Annotated in this window: 11 protein-coding genes; 2 read left to right on the top strand and 9 right to left on the bottom strand. The window is 70.9% G+C overall.

What is annotated here, in order from left to right; genetic code table 11:
• Positions 1 to 6: 6 nt before the first annotated feature.
• The 9 genes from tpiA to uvrA form a co-directional block, all read right to left on the bottom strand.
• Positions 7 to 807, bottom strand: coding sequence for a triose-phosphate isomerase (tpiA, locus tag LVO85_RS12215; RefSeq protein WP_232747764.1), 801 nt, complete (start codon positions 805 to 807; stop codon positions 7 to 9).
• On the bottom strand, positions 804 to 2,006 hold the full coding sequence (locus LVO85_RS12210; RefSeq protein ID WP_232747763.1) for a phosphoglycerate kinase: 1,203 nt from the start codon (positions 2,004 to 2,006) through the stop codon (positions 804 to 806). The genes tpiA and LVO85_RS12210 overlap by 4 nt, the downstream gene beginning before the upstream one ends.
• A 4-nt stretch (positions 2,007 to 2,010) precedes the next feature.
• Entirely contained in the window at positions 2,011 to 3,015 is a 1,005-nt protein-coding gene (gene gap, locus LVO85_RS12205; protein WP_232747762.1) for a type I glyceraldehyde-3-phosphate dehydrogenase, read from the bottom strand.
• Positions 3,016 to 3,157: 142 nt separating this feature from the next.
• Complete coding sequence (gene whiA / locus LVO85_RS12200; RefSeq protein ID WP_232747761.1) at positions 3,158 to 4,138, bottom strand: DNA-binding protein WhiA; 981 nt, start codon at positions 4,136 to 4,138, stop codon at positions 3,158 to 3,160.
• A gap of 3 nt (positions 4,139 to 4,141) precedes the next feature.
• Positions 4,142 to 5,113: a gluconeogenesis factor YvcK family protein gene (locus LVO85_RS12195; protein ID WP_232747760.1), complete on the bottom strand. Its 972-nt coding sequence runs from the start codon at positions 5,111 to 5,113 to the stop codon at positions 4,142 to 4,144.
• Positions 5,110 to 6,006 carry an RNase adapter RapZ gene (rapZ, locus tag LVO85_RS12190; RefSeq protein WP_232747759.1) on the bottom strand — a complete coding sequence of 299 codons (897 nt, stop codon included), beginning with the start codon at positions 6,004 to 6,006 and terminating at the stop codon, positions 5,110 to 5,112. The genes LVO85_RS12195 and rapZ overlap by 4 nt, the downstream gene beginning before the upstream one ends.
• A gap of 11 nt (positions 6,007 to 6,017) precedes the next feature.
• Positions 6,018 to 7,931 carry an excinuclease ABC subunit UvrC gene (uvrC, locus tag LVO85_RS12185; protein WP_232747758.1) on the bottom strand — a complete coding sequence of 638 codons (1,914 nt, stop codon included), beginning with the start codon at positions 7,929 to 7,931 and terminating at the stop codon, positions 6,018 to 6,020.
• 35 nt (positions 7,932 to 7,966) lie between these two features.
• A complete protein-coding gene (locus LVO85_RS12180; RefSeq protein ID WP_232747757.1) occupies positions 7,967 to 8,443 on the bottom strand; it encodes a Rieske (2Fe-2S) protein in 477 nt (158 codons plus the stop codon).
• Between the two features lie 38 nt (positions 8,444 to 8,481).
• The gene (gene uvrA, locus LVO85_RS12175; protein ID WP_269813420.1) at positions 8,482 to 11,412 is read right to left on the bottom strand and encodes an excinuclease ABC subunit UvrA; all 2,931 of its coding nucleotides are present in this window, start codon (positions 11,410 to 11,412) and stop codon (positions 8,482 to 8,484) included.
• Between the two features lie 115 nt (positions 11,413 to 11,527).
• On the opposite strand from uvrA, the gene gltB reads away from it, so the two are divergent.
• Together gltB and LVO85_RS12165 are read left to right on the top strand one after the other, a co-directional pair.
• Positions 11,528 to 16,093 (top strand): glutamate synthase large subunit, encoded by a 4,566-nt coding sequence (gene gltB / locus LVO85_RS12170; RefSeq protein WP_232747755.1) that lies wholly within the window; start codon positions 11,528 to 11,530, stop codon positions 16,091 to 16,093.
• Positions 16,086 to 17,552 carry a glutamate synthase subunit beta gene (locus LVO85_RS12165; protein WP_232747754.1) on the top strand — a complete coding sequence of 489 codons (1,467 nt, stop codon included), beginning with the start codon at positions 16,086 to 16,088 and terminating at the stop codon, positions 17,550 to 17,552. The genes gltB and LVO85_RS12165 overlap by 8 nt, the downstream gene beginning before the upstream one ends.
• Positions 17,553 to 17,577: the final 25 nt, after the last annotated feature.

The raw sequence follows: 17,577 nt of genomic DNA, 5'->3' as shown, positions 1-17,577 counted from the left end.
CAGTTGTCAGGGCGACCCGGCCCCGTGGTGCTGCCGGTAGCGACAGATCGCGGAGAAGTCGTCCACGCTGATCGAGGCTCCGCCGACCAGCGCCCCGTCGACATCCTCCTGGGTCATCATCGCAGCCACGTTGCCGGGCTTGACCGAGCCGCCGTAGAGCACCCGGATGCCTGCGGCGACCTCCGGGCCGGCGAGCTCGCCCACGGCGCTGCGGACCGCTGCGCACACCTCCTGGGCGTCCTCGGGCGTGGCGACCTCGCCGGTCCCGATCGCCCAGACGGGCTCGTAGGCGATCACCGTGGCGGCCACCTGCTCCGCCTCCAGCCCCTCGAGGGCGGCCCGCAGCTGTCCCACGACATGGTCGACGTGGGTGCCCGCCTGGCGGACGTCCAGCTGCTCCCCCACACACAGGATCGGCGTGAGACCGTGCCGCAGCGCGGCACGCACCTTGGCCGCGACGACGTCGTCGCTCTCGGCGTGGTGCGCACGGCGCTCGCTGTGCCCGACGACGACGTACTCGCATCCCAGCTTCGACAGGAAGGCACCGGAGATCTCGCCGGTGTAGGCCCCGGAGTCGTGCTGGGACAGGTCCTGCCCGCCGTACCGGAGCTCCAGCCGGTCCCCTTGGACCAGCGTCTGCACGGAGCGCAGGTCGGTGAACGGGGGGAGCACGGCCACCTCCACGGCGGCGAAGTCGTGCTTGCCGTCCTTCAGGCTCCAGTCCAGCTTCTGGACCAGGTGGGTGGCCTGGAGGTGGTCGAGGTTCATCTTCCAGTTGCCCGCCATCAGCGGGGTGCGGCTGCTCATGCGTCCTCCAGAACGGTCAGGCCGGGGAGCTTCTTGCCCTCGAGGTACTCGAGGCTGGCCCCTCCCCCGGTGGAGATGTGGCCGAACTGGTCGTCGGCGAAGCCCAGCTGGCGGACCGCAGCGGCGCTGTCACCGCCGCCGACCACCGTCAGCGCACCGTCCTTGGTGCGCTCGGCCATGGACTTGGCCACGGCCTCCGTGCCGTCGGCGAAGGGCTCCATCTCGAAGGCACCCATGGGCCCGTTCCAGAAGATGGTGCGCGCATCGGCCAGCGCGTGAGCGAACGCCTCCGCCGAGGCGGGGCCGATGTCCAGCCCCATCCGGTCGGCCGGGATGGCGTCAGCCGGCACGACGTCGAAGTCCGCGTCCGCCGAGAAGGCCGAGGCGGCCACGATGTCGGTGGGCAGGACGATCTCGACGCCCCGCTCCTCCGCCAGTGCCAGGTAGCCCCGGACCGTGTCGACCTGGTCCGGCTCGAGCAGGCTGGTGCCGACCTCGTGGCCCTGCGCCTTGAGGAAGGTGAACACCATCCCGCCCCCGACCAGCAGCCGGTCGGCGACCCCGATGAGCGACTCGATCACGCCGAGCTTGTCGCTCACCTTCGCGCCACCCAGGACCACGGCATACGGCCGCTCCGGGTCCTGACGCAGACGCCGCATGACCTCGACCTCGTCCACCACCAGCCCACCGGCCGCACTCGGGAGCAGGTGGGCGATGTCGTAGACACTCGCCTGTGCACGGTGCACGACACCGAAGCCGTCACTGACGTAGGCGTCGGCCAGACCGGCCAGCTGCTCGGCGAAGGCACGGCGCCGGGAGTCGTCCTTGGCCGTCTCTCCGGCGTTGAAGCGCAGGTTCTCCAGGACCAGCACCTCCCCGTCGCCGAGCGCGCCCACGGCCTGCTCGGCGACCGGCCCGACGGTCTCCTCGGCGAACGCCACGGGGTGGCCCAGCAGCTCGCCGAGCCGCTGCACGACCGGGCGCAGGGAGTACTTCTCCTCCGGAGCACCCTTGGGCCGGCCCAGGTGCGCGCAGACGACCACCCGGGCACCGGCGTCGGCAAGACGCCGGATGGTGGGCACCGAGGCACGGACGCGTCCGTCGTCGGTGATGCGGCTTCCGTCGAGAGGGACGTTCAGGTCACTGCGCACCAGGACACGCCTGCCGCGCAGATCCCCGAGGGAGTCGATGGTGCGCATGAGCTCAGAGGCTCTTGCCGACGAGGGTGACCAGGTCGACGAGGCGGCTCGAGTAGCCCCACTCGTTGTCGTACCAGCCGACGACCTTCACCTGGTTGCCGAGGACCTTGGTGAGCCCGGCGTCGAAGATGCACGAGGCCGGGTCGGTCTCGATGTCCTTGGACACGATCGGGTCCTCGGTGTAGCGCAGGAAGCCCTTGAGCGGCCCCTCCGCCGCGGCCTTGACGATCGCGTTGACCTCCTCGACCGAGGTCTCGCGACCCGCCTCGAAGGTCAGGTCGGTGGCTGACCCGGTGGCGACGGGGACGCGCAGCGCGTAGCCGTCCAGCTTGCCCTTGAGGTCCGGCAGGACCAGCGCGACCGCCTTCGCGGCACCGGTCGTGGTCGGCACGATGTTGAGTGCTGCCGCCCGGGCGCGCCGCAGGTCCTTGTGCGGGGCGTCCTGCAGGTTCTGGTCCTGGGTGTAGGCGTGGATGGTCGTCATGAGGCCCTTGACGATCCCGAGGTCGTCGTTGAGGGCCTTGGCCATCGGGGCCAGGCAGTTGGTGGTGCAGGAGGCGTTGGAGATGATGTGGTGCTGCTCCGGGTCGTAGAGGTCGTGGTTGACCCCCATCACGACGGTGATGTCCTCGTTCTTGGCGGGCGCCGAGATGATCACCTTGCGGGCGCCGCCGTCGATGTGCGCCTGCGCCTTGGATGCCTCGGTGAAGAAGCCGGTCGACTCGAGCACGACGTCGGCCCCCAGGTCGGCCCAGGGCAGGTTGGCAGGGTCGCGCTCGGCGAAGGTCTTGATCTCGGTGCCGTCGACGACCAGCGCGTCCTCGGTGGCCGTCACCTCGGCGTCCAGCCGCCCCAGGATCGAGTCGTAGCGCAGCAGGTGCGCCAGCGTGGCGTTGTCGGTGAGGTCGTTGACACCCACGATCTCGATGTCGGCGCCGGAGGCGTGCACGGCGCGGAAGAAGTTGCGGCCGATCCGGCCGAATCCGTTGATCCCTACCCGAACAGTCATCGGGTCCACCTTTCCTAGACGGTCTGCCGGTGCAGCCCTCTGCACCGGTCGGTGTCGCTCCCAACCTATGGGATACCGGCCCCGTGTCGGCAGCCGGACCCCCCTCGTCAGCCACCGGCACGCACACGGGCAGCCGGCGTGGTCACTCCTCGAACATCTCCGGGGTCAGGCTGGACTCCGTGCCGTCGATCCCGAGCTCCTCGGCGCGCTTGTCCGCCATGGCGAGCAGACGGCGGATCCGCCCCGCCACGGCGTCCTTGGTCATCGGTGGGTCGGCGAGCCCGCCGAGCTCCTCCAGGCTCGCCTGCTTGTGCTCCAGACGCAGCTGTCCGGCGACCCTCAGGTGCTCGGGGACCTCCTCCCCGAGGATCTCCAGCGCCCGCTCGACGCGTGCGCCGGCGGCCACGGCCGCCCGGGCGGAGCGTCGCAGGTTGGCGTCGTCGAAGTTGGCCAGCCGGTTGGCCGTCGCCCGCACCTCGCGCCGCATCCGTCGCTCCTCCCAGGCCAGCACGGCGTCGTGGGCCCCCAGCCGCGTGAGCATGGCGCCGATGGCGTCGCCGTCCCGCAGCACCACACGGTCGACGCCCCGCACCTCCCGCGCCTTCGCCGTGATGCCGAGGCGGCGCGCAGCGCCGACGAGTGCCAGCGCGGCCTCCGGCCCGGGGCAGGTGATCTCCAGCGCGGAGGAGCGTCCGGGCTCGGTGATCGAGCCGTGCGCCAGGAAGGCACCCCGCCACGCGGCCTCGGCGTCGCACACCGACGACCCCACGATCCGGGGCGGCAGGCCCCGCACGGGACGGCCGCGATGGTCGATCAGCCCCGTCTGCCGGGCGAGCGCCTCGCCGTCCTGGGCTGCGCGGACGACATACCGCGTGGACTTGCGCAGGCCCCCGGCGCTCATCACCACCATCTCCGTGGACGTACCGTAGACCTCGTGCACGAACGAGCGCAGGCGTCGCGCCGACTGCGCGGTGTCGAGCTCGGCCTCGATGACGATGCGGCCACCGACGATGTGGAGCCCCCCGGCGAAGCGCAGCATGGTGGAGACCTCCGCCTTGCGGCAGCACGTCTTCGTGACCGGTAACCTGCTGAGCTCGTCCTTGACCTTGGCGGTCATCGCCATGCGTCACCCTCCCCGTCGTGTGCTGCTGTGGTCGAACGACATGACGTCACGGTAGGCCGCCGCCAGTCGCAGTGTGTCGTGCTGGCCGTTGGCCCGCAGCTTGCCCACCGAGGAGACGAAGAGCTCGGCTCCGAGGTCCGAGCACACCCCACGGAGCACGTCCTCGTCGGAGCGCACCACGCGAGGGTCGGCGATCACGTAGTCGAAGTGCAGGTCCGGTGCGTGGGCGCTGAGCACCTCCACGTGCTCGGCGGCCGAGAAGCCCTGGGTCTCGTCGTCGTTGAGGCCCACGTTGAGGGTCAGGATGCGCCGTGCTGGCGTCTGCTCCAGCGCACGGCGCAGGTCGGGCACGAGCAGGTGGGGCATCACAGAGGTGAACCAGGAGCCCGGACCCAGCACGACCCAGTCCGCCAGCATGATCGCCTCCACCGCCTCCGGACTGGCCGGTGGGTCCTCGGGCAGCAGCCGCACGCCGAGCACGCGCCCCGGGCACGCCGCCACGTCCGACTGTCCTCTGACCGTCCCCTGGGTCGAGCGGTCGTCGGGGTCGACACCCACCACGGTGGCCTCGATGTCGAGCGGGATCGAGGCCATGGGCAGCACCCGACCGCGGATGTTGAGCAGGCGCCCCGCCACGTCCAGGGCCTGGACCGGGGTGTCGGTGAGCTCCCACAGGCTCATCAGCAGCAGGTTGCCCAGGGCGTGCCCGGCCAGCTCCCCCGTGCCCCCGAGACGGTGCTGCAGGACCGCCGCCCACTGGTGGCCCCATCCGGTGTCCTCCACGAGGGCCGCCAGCGCCATCCGAAGGTCACCGGGAGGCAGGATGTCGAACTCCTGGCGCAGCCGGCCGCTCGAGCCCCCGTCGTCGGCGACGGTCACCACGGCCGTGATCTGCTCGCTGAGGTGGCGCAGGGCCTGCAGCGATGCGGAGAGCCCGTGCCCCCCGCCCATCGCCACGACCCGGGGGCCGGTCACTCGCGCCCCAGGTCGCGGTGGAAGCTGGTGATCTGGACCCCGCCCATGTCACCGAGCCGGCGGACCAGCTCCTCGACCGTGGCCACCGAGCGGTGCTTGCCGCCCGTGCATCCCACCGCCACGGTCACGTGCCGCCGGCCCTCGGCCAGGTAGCCGGTCACGGAGGTGCGCACCAGCGCCTCGGCATGCCCGATGTACTCCTGGGCCCCGGGCCGGCCCAGGACGTAGTCGCGCACCGGCGCGTCACGCCCGGTGAAGCTGCGCAGCTCGGGGTCCCAGTAGGGGTTGGGCAGGAAGCGCAGGTCCAGGACGATATCCGCGTCGAGCGGTATGCCGTACTTGAAGCCGAACGACAGCACGGCAAGACGGAGCCGGGTCTCGACCTCGTTGCTGAACAGCTCGTCGACCTTGGCGCTCAGCTGGTGGACGTTGTAGTTCGTCGTGTCGATGACCACGTCGGCCCCCGACCTGAAGTCCGCGAGCAGACGGCGCTCCTGGCGGATCCCGTCCAGCAGCAGCCCGTCCCCCTGGAGAGGGTGGGGCCGGCGCACCGCCTCGAAACGGCGCACCAGGGACTCGTCGGTCGCGTCGATGAAGACGATGAGGGGGTTCCACCCGTGGGCCTTCAGGTTGCTCACGGCCTGGGCGAAGTCCGCCGCGAAGTTGCGGCTGCGCACGTCGACGACCGCCGCCACGCGCTGGCTGGTGTCGGTGTCCTCCTCGGTGAGCGCCACGAGCTCGACGAGCATCCGGGCCGGGATGTTGTCCACGACGTACCAGCCACGGTCCTCCAGGACGTCCGCCGCGGTGGTGCGACCTGCCCCGCTCATCCCGGTCAGGATCATGAACTCCCGGTGCCGGGGGTCAGGCCCGGTCTCGGCTGCTGCCGTCATCTGCTCGCCTCTCACTCCAGGACCTCTCCGGTGCTCAGGTTAACGGCGGGCGCCTGGTCCTGGGACCGCAGCCGTCGGCTGACGGCCTCGGCGAGAGCCGGACCGATCCCCGGCACCTCCTGCAGCTGCTCGGGCTCGGCCTCCCGCAGCCGCTTCACGGAGCCGAACTTCGCGAGCAGCGCCTGCTGGCGGGCCGGGCCCAGCCCTGGTATGCCGTCCAGTCGGCTGACCGTCATCGACCGCGAGCGGCGCTGGCGATGGAAGGCGTTGGCGAAGCGGTGGGCCTCGTCGCGCACGCGCTGCAGCAGGTAGAGCGCCTCGCTGGTGCGTGGGAGGACCACCGGGAACTCCGAGCCCGGCAGCCACACCTCCTCCAGACGCTTGGCCAGCCCGATCACGGCGACATCGGTGACCCCTACCTCGCTGAGCGCGGCCTGGGCCGCGTTGACCTGGGGCAGTCCGCCGTCGACGACGACCAGCTGCGGCGGGTAGGCGAACCTGCCCGGGCGACCGTCCGGCTCCGGCTCCGGCGACGGGGCCTGTGTGAGGTGTCGGAAACGGCGGGTGAGGACCTCGTTCATCGCAGCCGTGTCGTCGCCGGTGCCCTGGCGCACGATGAAGCGGCGGTACTCCGACTTGCGGGGCAGCCCGTCCTCGAAGACCACCATGGAGCCGACCACGTCCGTGCCCTGGACGTGGCTGATGTCGAAGGACTCGATTCGCAGCGGCGCGTCGTCCAGCTCGAGCGTCTGCTGCAGGTCCTGCAGCGCCTGGCTGCGCAGGGTGAGGTCACCCGAACGGGTCACCTTGTGGCGTGCCAGCGACTGCTGGGCGTTGCGTTCGACCGTCTCCATGAGCGCCCGCTTGTCGCCACGCTGCGGGACCCGCACGTCGACCTTGCTGCCGCGCAGCCCCCCCAGCCACAAGGCCATCTCGGGGGCGTTGGCCGGCAGCAACGGGACGAGGACCTCCCGCGGCACGGCCTCTCCGCCCTCTCCGCCGTAGACCTGCTGCAGCAGGTGCTCGACGATGTCGCCCATCCCTTCGGCACCCTTCTCGCTCACCCAGCCGCGCTGCCCACGCACCCGTCCGCCCCGGACGTGGAACACCTGCACGGCCACCTCGAGCTCGTCGTCGGCGAGGGCGAAGACGTCGGCGTCGGTCGCGTCGCTCAGCACCACCGCCGAGCGCTCGAGCGCGCGCTGCAGCGCGCCGATGTCGTCGCGCAGACGTGCGGCGGTCTCGAAGTCGAGCTCCTTGCTCGCCGCCTTCATCCTGTCCTCGAGCCGGCGCACGAAACGGCCCGTGTTGCCGGCCATGAAGTCGCAGAAGTCCTCGGCGATGGCCCGGTGCTCCGCGGGGTCGACCCGGCCCACGCAGGGAGCCGAGCACTTGTCGATGTAGCCCAGCAGACAGGGCCTGCCCACCTGGGAGGCACGCTTGAAGACCCCCTTGCTGCAGGTGCGCAACGGGAACACCCGGAGCAGCTGGTCCAGGGTCTCCCTGATCGCCCAGGCATGGGTGTACGGCCCGAAGTAGCGGGTGCCGGGCCGCTTGGCTCCGCGCAGGACCTGGGCCCGCGGGAACTCCTCCCCCATGGTGACCGCCAGGTAGGGGTAGGACTTGTCGTCCCGGTACTTGACGTTGAACCTCGGGTCGTACTCCTTGATCCAGGAGTACTCCAGCTGCAGCGCCTCCACCTCGTTGCGGACCACCGTCCACTCCACGCTGGCGCCGGTCAGCACCATGGAGCGGGTCCGCGGGTGCAGGGCGGCCAGGTCCTGGAAGTAGGAGCTCAGCCGTGACCGCAGCGACTTGGCCTTGCCGACGTAGATCACCCTCCCGTGCTGGTCACGGAAGCGGTAGACACCGGGGTCCGTGGGGATCTCGCCCGGTCGGGGGCGGTAGGTGGTGGGGTCAGCCATGCATCCACCCACCAGGTCTCAGGAGTGCACCGATGTCAGCGGCCCTCCTCGAGGACCACCGCGTCGTCCCGCACCCGCACCGGTCTGGGCCTCAGCCCTCGCTCGGCAGGACCCTGCAGGACCTCCCCGGTGTCGAGGTCGAACCGGCTTCCGTGGCAGGGGCAGACGAGCTGCCCCTCCTCCGACCCGGACACCGCACACCCCTGGTGCGGGCAGCGGGACTCGAAAGCCCGGAGCTCACCGACCGCGGGCTGGGTCACGATGACCTCGGCGTCCCGCAGGAAGACCGACCCGCCGACCGGGACGTCCGAGACCTGGGCGAGCACGGTGCTGTCACCGGAGGCAGCGGTGCCGGTCGAGGCGTCCTCGACGTCGGTCGCCGCGTCCTCACCGGCACCGCAGCCGGCGAGGACCAGCGGTGAGGCGGCCGCGGCGCGCAGCACCCCGCGCCGCGCCGGGTCGGGTCGACGGCCGGTGCCGGTCTCGGTCCCGGCGAGGGGCTCGGTGCTCATGTGTCCTCCAGTGTGGACGGGTGTGGCCGGCACGACGCTCATGCAGGCGTCTGCTGCACCCGGTTGTGCGCCAGCAGGGGTGCGAGGAACCGCCCGGTGTGGCTCCCGCTGCGGTGGGCGACGTCCTCCGGCGTGCCCTCGGCGACGATCCTCCCGCCGCCGGTGCCGCCCTCGGGGCCCATGTCGACGACCCAGTCCGCAGACTTGACGACGTCCAGGTTGTGCTCGATGACGATCACCGTGTTGCCCTTCTCGACCAGGCCCTGCAGCACGGCCAGGAGCTTGCGGATGTCCTCGAAGTGCAGGCCCGTGGTCGGCTCGTCCAGCACGTAGATGGTGCGCCCGGTCGACCGCTTCTGCAGCTCCGAGGCGAGCTTGACGCGTTGGGCCTCCCCACCGGAGAGCGTCGGCGCAGGCTGCCCGAGCCGCACGTAGCCCAGCCCCACGTCGACCAGGGTGCGCAGGTGCCGGCTGATCGCGGGCACCGCGGCGAAGAACTCCGCCGCCTCCTCGATCGGCATGTCGAGCACGTCGGCGACGGTGCGGCCCTTGAAGTGCACCTCCAAGGTCTCCCGGTTGTACCGGGCGCCGTGGCACACCTCGCACGGCACGTAGACATCGGGCAGGAAGTTCATCTCGATCTTGAGGGTGCCGTCCCCGCTGCAGGCCTCGCAGCGCCCGCCCTTGACGTTGAAGGAGAAGCGCCCGGGCTGGTAGCCGCGGATCTTCGCCTCGGTCGTCTCGGCGAACAGGCGCCTGACGTGGTCGAACACCCCGGTGTACGTGGCGGGGTTGCTCCGCGGGGTGCGGCCGATGGGGCTCTGGTCGACGTGCACCACCTTGTCGAGCTGGTCCAGGCCCTCGATCCGGCGGTGCCGACCGGGGACGTGCCTGGCACCGTTGAGCTGGTTGGCGAGGACCTTGTAGAGGATCTCGTTGACGAGCGTCGACTTGCCCGAGCCCGAGACGCCCGTCACGGCGACGAGGTTGCCGAGGGGGAAGCCCACGGACACCCCGTCGAGGTTGTGCTCACGGGCACCCACGACCTTGACCACCCGTCCGTCCTGGGGACGCCGCTGCGGGGGCACCGGGATGGAGCGTCGTCCGGAGAGGAACTCGCCGGTGATGGATGTCGGGTGCTCCAGCAGCTCGCGCACGGTGCCGGAGTGCACGACATGGCCGCCGTGCTCACCGGCCCCCGGGCCGATGTCCACCACCCAGTCGGATGCCGCGATCGTGTCCTCGTCGTGCTCGACGACGATCAGGGTGTTGCCGAGGTCCCGCAGGCGCGTGAGGGTCTCGATCAGGCGGTGGTTGTCGCGCTGGTGCAGACCGATCGACGGCTCGTCCAGGACGTAGAGCACGCCCACCAGGCCGGACCCGATCTGGGTCGCGAGCCTGATGCGCTGAGCCTCACCGCCGGACAGGGTGCCGGCCGGCCGGTCCAGGGACAGGTAGTCGAGCCCCACGTCGAGCAGGAAGCCCATGCGTGCGTCGATCTCCTTGATGACGCGCTCGGCGATCTGCAGCTCCCTGCTGGTGAACTCCAGGGAGGTCAGGAACGCTGCGGACTCCTCGATCGGCAGGGCGCACACCTCGGAGATCGTGCGCCCGCCGACCAGGACCGCCAGCGACTCCGGCTTGAGGCGTGCCCCCTTGCAGGTCGGACAGGGCACCTCCCGCATGTAGCCCTCGTAGCGCTCCCGGCTGCTGTCGGAGTCGGTCTCGCCGTGCTTGCGCTTGATGTAGGGGATGACCCCCTCGAAGCCGGTCGAGTACGACCTCTCGCGGCCGAACCGGTTGCGGTAGCGCACGTGCACCCTGTGCCGGTAGCCCTGCAGGATGGCGTCACGGGCCCGTCCCGGCAGGGACCGCCACGGGGAGTCCAGCGAGAACTTCAGGTCGTCGGACAGCCCACCGAGGACCCGCAGGTAGTAGTCGGTGAGCCCCTGCGCGTTGGACCAGGGCGTGATCGCCCCGTCACGGATGCTCTGGTCCGGGTCGTGGATGACGAGCTCGGGGTCGACCTCCAGCTCCACCCCGATGCCCGTGCAGGCCGGGCAGGCGCCGAACGGGCTGTTGAACGAGAACGACCTGGGCTCGATCTCGTCCATCGCCAGCGGGTGGTCGTTGGGGCAGGCCATGCGCTCGGAGAAGCGGCGCTCCGGGGGGAGCCCGTGCGGGTTGCGCGCGGGGTCGGCAGCGTCCACGAACTCGACCACGAGGATCCCCCCCGCCAGCCCGAGCGCGGTCTCCACGGAGTCGGTCAGGCGACGCTTGGCCTTGGTGTCGTCCCCCTTGGCCACCAGCCGGTCGACCACGACGTCGACCGTGTGCTTCTTCTGCTTCTCCAGCGCAGGAGGTGCCGCGAGCTGCACCACCTCACCGTCGACACGTGCCCGGGCGAAGCCCTTGGTCTGCAGCTCCGAGAAGAGGTCGACGAACTCCCCCTTGCGGGCCCGGACCACCGGCGCGAGCACCTGGAAGCGGGTGCCCTCGGGGAGCTCGACGAGACGGTCCACGATCTGCTGAGGTGTCTGCCTTCCCACGGGCTCCCCGCAGACCGGGCAGTGCGGGTGGCCGACCCGGGCGTAGAGCAGGCGCAGGTAGTCGTAGACCTCGGTGATGGTGCCGACGGTCGAACGCGGGTTGCGGTTGGTCGACTTCTGGTCGATGGAGACCGCCGGCGACAGCCCCTCGATGAAGTCGACGTCCGGCTTGTCCATCTGTCCGAGGAACTGTCGGGCGTAGGCCGACAGGGACTCCACATAGCGCCGCTGGCCCTCCGCGAAGATCGTGTCGAACGCCAGCGAGGACTTGCCCGAGCCCGACAGGCCGGTGAACACCACCAGCGCGTCACGCGGGATGTCGACAGAGACGTCCTTGAGGTTGTGCTCGCGGGCACCGCGGACGACGAGTCGGTCGTGGCGGGGTCGGACGGCAGGGCTCGAGGTGGACACGGACAGCATGGTAGGTCGCCCCACTGACAGGCGCCGCCGCTATCATTGCGCAACCTGTCGGGCCAGCGTCGTCCCGACCGTCTCGACACGACGGCTCCTGTCGTCCTGCCTACGAACGGTGATCATGAGCGCAGCGACTCCTCCCCCCGGCCTCGGCCACCCGCCACAGGGTCTCTACGACGGCGCGCACGAGCACGACGCCTGCGGTGTCGCGTTCGTCGCCACCCTGCGCGGCACGCCCGGGCACGACATCGTGCAGCACGCCCTCACCGCCCTGCACAACCTCGACCACCGCGGCGCGGTGGGCGCCGAGCCCGGCTCCGGTGACGGTGCCGGCATCCTCACCCAGATCCCGGACGCGTTCTTCCGCGCGGTCCTGGACACCGAGCTGCCGCCTGAAGGGCAGTATGCCGCCGGCATCCTCTTCCTGCCTGCCGACCTGTCACGCCAGGCCACCGAGGATGAGGTCACCTCGACCCTGGCTGCCGCCGGGCTCACCGTGCTCGCCTGGCGGGACGTGCCCGTGGACGCAGGCCTGGTCGGCCCCATGGCCCAGTCCGTCATGCCCGTCATGCGTCAGGTCTTCGTCCGTGGTCCTGGCGGCGAGGAGGGCCTGGCCCTGGAGCGCCGGTGCTACCTGGCGCGGAAGGCCGTCGAGCGGCGGACCACGGCATACCCCGTCTCGCTCTCCGCGCGGACCATCACGTACAAGGGCATGCTGACCACCGACCAGCTGCCCGCCTTCTTCCCGGACCTGCGGGACGAGCGCTACGCCTCCACCCTGGCGGTCGTGCACTCGCGCTTCTCCACCAACACCTTCCCCTCGTGGCCCCTGGCCCACCCCTACCGGATGATCGCGCACAACGGTGAGATCAACACTGTCCGCGGCAACCGCAACTGGATGAACGCCCGCGAGAGCAACCTGCACAGCGAGGTCTTCCCCGGGGAGCTCTCGGACGTGCTGCCCATCTGCACGCCCGGCGCGAGCGACTCAGCCACCTTCGACGAGGTGCTGGAGCTGCTGCACCTCGGTGGCCGGTCCCTGCCGCACGCGGTGCTGATGATGGTGCCCGAGCCGTGGGAGAACAACACCGAGATGGACCCCGAGCTGCGGGCCTTCTACGAGTTCCACTCCATGTTCATGGAGGCCTGGGACGGCCCGATGAACCTGGTCTTCACCGACGGCAGCCTCGTCGGCGGGGTCCTCGACCGCAACGGACTGCGCCCGTCCCGCTACTGGGTGACCGACGAGGGCCTCGTCGTGCTCGGCAGCGAGTCCGGCGTCCTGCCCATCCCGGAGAGCGCCGTCGTGCGCAAGGGGCGGGTGGAGCCGGGCCGCATGCTGCTCGTCGACACGTCCGCCGGCGAGATCGTCGACGACCACGCCCTCAAGGCCGACCTGGCGTCGGCAGCACCTTACGGCCAGTGGCTGGAGGACAACCTCGTCCGCCTGGCCGACCTTCCCGAGCGCGCACACGTGCGCCATACCCACGCCTCGGTCACCCGCCGCCAGCAGATCTTCGGCTACACCGAGGAGGAGCTGCGGGTGATCGTGGCACCGATGGCCCAGGCCGGCATCGAGCCTCTCGGCGCCATGGGGTCGGACACCCCGATCGCTGCGCTCTCGGACCGCCCGCGGCTGCTCTTCGACTACTTCACCGAGGCCTTCGCCCAGGTGACCAACCCACCGCTGGACGCCATCCGGGAGGAGATCGTCACCTCGCTGGGAGGCTCGACAGGCCCTGAGCAGAACCTGCTGGAGGAGTCGCCGGCACATTGCCGGCAGGTCGTCCTGGACTTCCCGGTCATCGACAACGACGAGCTCGCCCAGCTGCGCCACATCAACTTCGAGGGACAGCACCCCGACTTCGCACCCGTGGTGGTGCGGGGGCTCTACCGTGTCGACGGTGGGGCCGAGGCCCTGGAGGAGCGGCTGGACGAGATCTGCGCGCAGGTCTCCGAGGCCGTCGACCGCGGCGCGTTCTTCGTCGTGCTCTCCGACCGGCACGCCGACCGCGAGCACGCACCCATCCCGTCGCTGCTGCTGACCAGCGCCGTGCACCACCACCTGGTGCGCGAGCGGACCCGCACCCGGGTCGGCCTGCTGGTCGAGGCGGGCGACGTGCGCGAGGTGCACCACGTCGCGCTGCTCGTCGCCTACGGGGCGGCTGCCGTCAACCCGTACCTGGCGATGGAGTCGGTGGAGGACCTGTGCCGGTCCGGCCGGCAGCTGGACGGGCTGGACCCGGAGGTGGCGATCCGCAACCTCATCAAGGCGCTCGGCAAGGGTGTCCTCAAGGTGATGTCCAAGATGGGCATCTCCACCGTGTCGTCCTACCGGGGCGCCCAGACGTTCGAGGCCGTCGGGCTGGCACGCGACGTCGTCGACCGCTGGTTCACCGGCACCACGAGCCAGATCGACGGGGTGGACCTCGACGTGATCGCCGAGGAGGTGCGTCAGCGCCACTCGGTCGCCTACCCGCTCTCCGGCATCACCCCCTACCACCGCGACCTCGAGACCGGCGGGGAGTACCAGTGGCGACGTGAGGGCCCACCCCACCTGTTCAACCCCGAGACCGTCTTCCGCCTGCAGCACGCCACGCGCACGAAGCGGTACGACATCTTCCGGCAGTACACGGACCTGGTCGACCAGCAGTCCGAGCAGCTGATGACGCTCCGGGGCCTGTTCCGGACACGTCCGGACCGCGAGCCGGTCCCGCTGGAGGAGGTCGAGCCGGTCAGCGCGGTCGTGGCGCGCTTCTCCACCGGCGCGATGAGCTACGGGTCCATCTCCCAGGAGGCCCACGAGACCCTGGCCATCGCGATGAACCAGCTGGGCGGCCGCTCCAACACCGGTGAGGGCGGGGAGGACGTCGAGCGTCTGCTCGACCCGACCAGGCGCTCGGCGATCAAGCAGGTCGCCTCCGGCCGGTTCGGCGTCACCAGCGCCTACCTGGTCCACGCCGACGACATCCAGATCAAGGTCGCCCAGGGCGCCAAGCCCGGCGAGGGCGGCCAGCTGCCCCCTGGCAAGGTCTATCCGTGGGTCGCGCGCACCCGTCACTCGACCCCGGGCGTCGGGCTCATCTCGCCGCCGCCGCACCACGACATCTACTCCATCGAGGACCTCGCCCAGCTGATCCACGACCTGAAGAACGCGAACCCGCAGGCTCGCGTCCACGTCAAGCTGGTCAGCCAGGTGGGCGTCGGCACGGTGGCGGCGGGCGTCTCCAAGGCACACGCCGACGTCGTCCTGATCTCGGGGCACGACGGCGGCACCGGAGCCAGCCCGCTCACCTCGCTCAAGCACGCCGGCACGCCGTGGGAGCTGGGCCTGTCCGAGACGCAGCAGACCCTGCTCGTCAACGGTCTGCGCGACCGCATCACGGTGCAGGTGGACGGTCAGCTGAAGACCGGGCGGGACGTCCTCGTCGCAGCGCTCCTGGGCGCCGAGGAGTTCGGCTTCGCCACGGCTCCTCTGGTGGTGTCCGGGTGCGTGATGATGCGGGTCTGCCACCTCGACACCTGTCCGGTGGGCGTCGCCACGCAGAACCCCGAGCTACGGGCGCGCTACCAGGGCAAGGCCGAGTTCGTCGTCACCTTCTTCGAGTTCATCGCCGAGCAGGTCCGCGAGCTCATGGCCGAGCTCGGCTACCGCTCCCTGGACGAGATCATCGGACGCGCCGACCTGCTGGACGTTGACCGCGCGGTCGACCACTGGAAGGCCTCCGGCCTGGACCTGGCTCCGGTGCTGCACCGACCCGAGCTCCCGGAGGGCACGCCGCTGCGTCGCACCACCGTGCAGGACCACGGGCTCGACCGTGCCCTGGACCACCAGCTCATCGCTGCGGCCCGTCCCTCGCTCACGGACGGCACCCCCACCACGGGTGAGTTCGCCGTGCGCAACGTGAACCGGACCGTCGGCACCATGCTCGGACACCAGGTCACCACCCACGGTGGACCGGACGGGCTGCCCGAGGGCACGATCGACTTCACCCTGCGCGGCTCGGCCGGCCAGTCCTTCGGCGCCTTCCTGCCACGGGGCGTCACCCTGCGGCTGGTCGGCGACGCGAACGACTACGTCGGCAAGGGCCTGTCCGGTGGGCACATCGTCGTCCGCCCCACCGAGGACGCGCGCTTCGACCCTGCCGAGCAGGTGGTCGCGGGCAATGTCATCGGCTACGGGGCCACGTCCGGCCGCATCCACCTCCGGGGCCGCGTCGGTGAGCGCTTCTGCGTCCGCAACTCCGGGGCCACCGCGGTCGTCGAGGGGGTCGGTGACCACGGGCTGGAGTACATGACCGGGGGCACCGCCGTGATCCTCGGCCGGACCGGGCGCAACCTGGGTGCCGGCATGTCCGGCGGCACGGCCTACGTCCTGGACCTGGTGCCCGACCGCGTCAACATCCAGGCGCGGACCTCGGGTGACCTCACGCTCGACCCGGTGGTCGAGGGGTCTGCCGACGCCGACACGCTGCACCGGCTGGTGCAGGACCACCTCGAGGACACCGGCTCGACGGTGGCCACCGCTCTTCTGCACACCTGGCCCGAGTCGCTGCGGCGGTTCACGAAGGTCACCCCACGGCAGTACGCCAACGTCCTGCGCATCCGTGCCGACGCCGAGCACCGGGGCGAGGACCCCGACGGCCCGCACGCCTGGCAGCTCATCCTGGAGGAGTCCCATGGCTGACCCCAAAGGCTTTCTGAAGCACCCCGAGCGCGAGCCCCAGCCCAGTCGCCCGGTCCCGGTCCGCATCATGGACTGGCACGAGGTGCACACCCCGCAGGACGACGCGGTGCTGCGCCGACAGGCGAGCCGGTGCATGGACTGCGGCATCCCGTTCTGCCACCAGGGCTGTCCCCTGGGCAACCTCATCCCCGAGTGGAACGACCTGGCCCGACGGGGCAACTACCGCGAGGCGATCGAACGGCTGCACGCCACCAACAACTTCCCGGAGTTCACCGGTCGGCTGTGTCCTGCCCCGTGCGAGACGTCCTGTGTGCTCGGCATCACCCAGCCCCCCGTGACCATCAAGCAGGTCGAGGTCTCCATCATCGACCGTGCGTTCGACAACGGGCTGGTGACACCGCACGAGCCGGAGTGGCTCAGCGGCAGGACCGTCGCCGTCGTCGGGTCAGGCCCCGCCGGCCTTGCCGCTGCCCAGCAGCTGAGCAGAGCCGGCCACACGGCCATCGTGTTCGAGCGCGACGACGCCGTCGGAGGTCTGCTGCGCTACGGCATCCCGGAGTTCAAGATGGAGAAGGCGGTGCTGGACCGACGTCTCGTCCAGCTCAGGGGCGAGGGCATCCGCTTCCACACCGGCGTCACGATCGGCGGCGACGGCCCACGGGACCTGAGCCTGGACGAGCTGCGGGAGCGCTTCGACGCCGTCGTCATCGCGACCGGCTCGACCGTGCCGCGGCCCCTCGGGGTGCCGGGGGGCGAGCTGCCCGGCGTCCATGCGGCGATGGACTACCTCGTGCCCGCCAACCGGGAGGCCCTCGGTGCCGAGAGCGGCATCTCCGCAGAGGGCAAGGACGTCGTCATCATCGGCGGAGGTGACACCGGGGCCGACTGCTACGGGACGGCGATCCGGCAGAAGGCACGCAGTGTCACCCAGCTGGACATCAGGCCGCAGGCCCCTGACGAGCGGACCGAGCACCACCCGTGGCCCATGTACCCCCTCGTGCACCGCGTCGGGGAGTCGCACGAGGAAGGCGGGGATCGGGTCTTCGGCGTCAACACCCTCGAGGTGCTGCCCGGCGCCGACGGAGCAGCGGTCGCCGTGCGGATCGTCGACGGAGAGCGGATCGACGGCCGCTTCGACGCCTACGCCGGCACGGAGCGCGAGGTGCCGGCTCAGCTGGTCCTGGTCGCCTTGGGCTTCACCGGCCCGGACGGGCTCGTCGACGACGCGGACGGGCTGCCCCGGACGAGCCGCGGCGCCCTCGTGCGGGACGACCGGTACGCCGCACCCGACCGCCCGGGCGTCTTCGTGGCCGGCGACGCCGGTCGGGGCCAGTCGCTCATCGTGTGGGCCATCGCCGAGGGCCGCGCCTGCGCGTCGGCCGTCGACGAGTACCTCACCGGAGGTGCGAGCACACTGCCCTTCCCGGTGCGTGCCAGCGACGTGCCGATCTCTGTGTGACCCCCGGCTGTGCCGGACGGACGAC

Source organism: Ornithinimicrobium sediminis (assembly GCF_021272345.1).
Lineage (GTDB): Bacteria > Actinomycetota > Actinomycetes > Actinomycetales > Dermatophilaceae > Ornithinicoccus > Ornithinicoccus sediminis_B.
This window is presented reverse-complemented; position numbering and strand designations above follow the sequence as displayed.

Excerpts from the sequence above, each read along its gene's own strand:
- tpiA (WP_232747764.1), bottom strand. The coding sequence starts at position 807 with ATGAGCAGCCGCACCCCGCTGATGGCGGGCAACTGGAAGATGAACCTC.
- LVO85_RS12210 (WP_232747763.1), bottom strand. The coding sequence starts at position 2,006 with ATGCGCACCATCGACTCCCTCGGGGATCTGCGCGGCAGGCGTGTCCTG.
- gap (WP_232747762.1), bottom strand. The coding sequence starts at position 3,015 with ATGACTGTTCGGGTAGGGATCAACGGATTCGGCCGGATCGGCCGCAAC.
- whiA (WP_232747761.1), bottom strand. The coding sequence starts at position 4,138 with ATGGCGATGACCGCCAAGGTCAAGGACGAGCTCAGCAGGTTACCGGTC.
- rapZ (WP_232747759.1), bottom strand. The coding sequence starts at position 6,006 with ATGACGGCAGCAGCCGAGACCGGGCCTGACCCCCGGCACCGGGAGTTC.
- uvrC (WP_232747758.1), bottom strand. The coding sequence starts at position 7,931 with ATGGCTGACCCCACCACCTACCGCCCCCGACCGGGCGAGATCCCCACG.
- LVO85_RS12180 (WP_232747757.1), bottom strand. The coding sequence starts at position 8,443 with ATGAGCACCGAGCCCCTCGCCGGGACCGAGACCGGCACCGGCCGTCGA.
- uvrA (WP_269813420.1), bottom strand. The coding sequence starts at position 11,412 with ATGCTGTCCGTGTCCACCTCGAGCCCTGCCGTCCGACCCCGCCACGAC.
- gltB (WP_232747755.1), top strand. The coding sequence starts at position 11,528 with ATGAGCGCAGCGACTCCTCCCCCCGGCCTCGGCCACCCGCCACAGGGT.
- LVO85_RS12165 (WP_232747754.1), top strand. The coding sequence starts at position 16,086 with ATGGCTGACCCCAAAGGCTTTCTGAAGCACCCCGAGCGCGAGCCCCAG.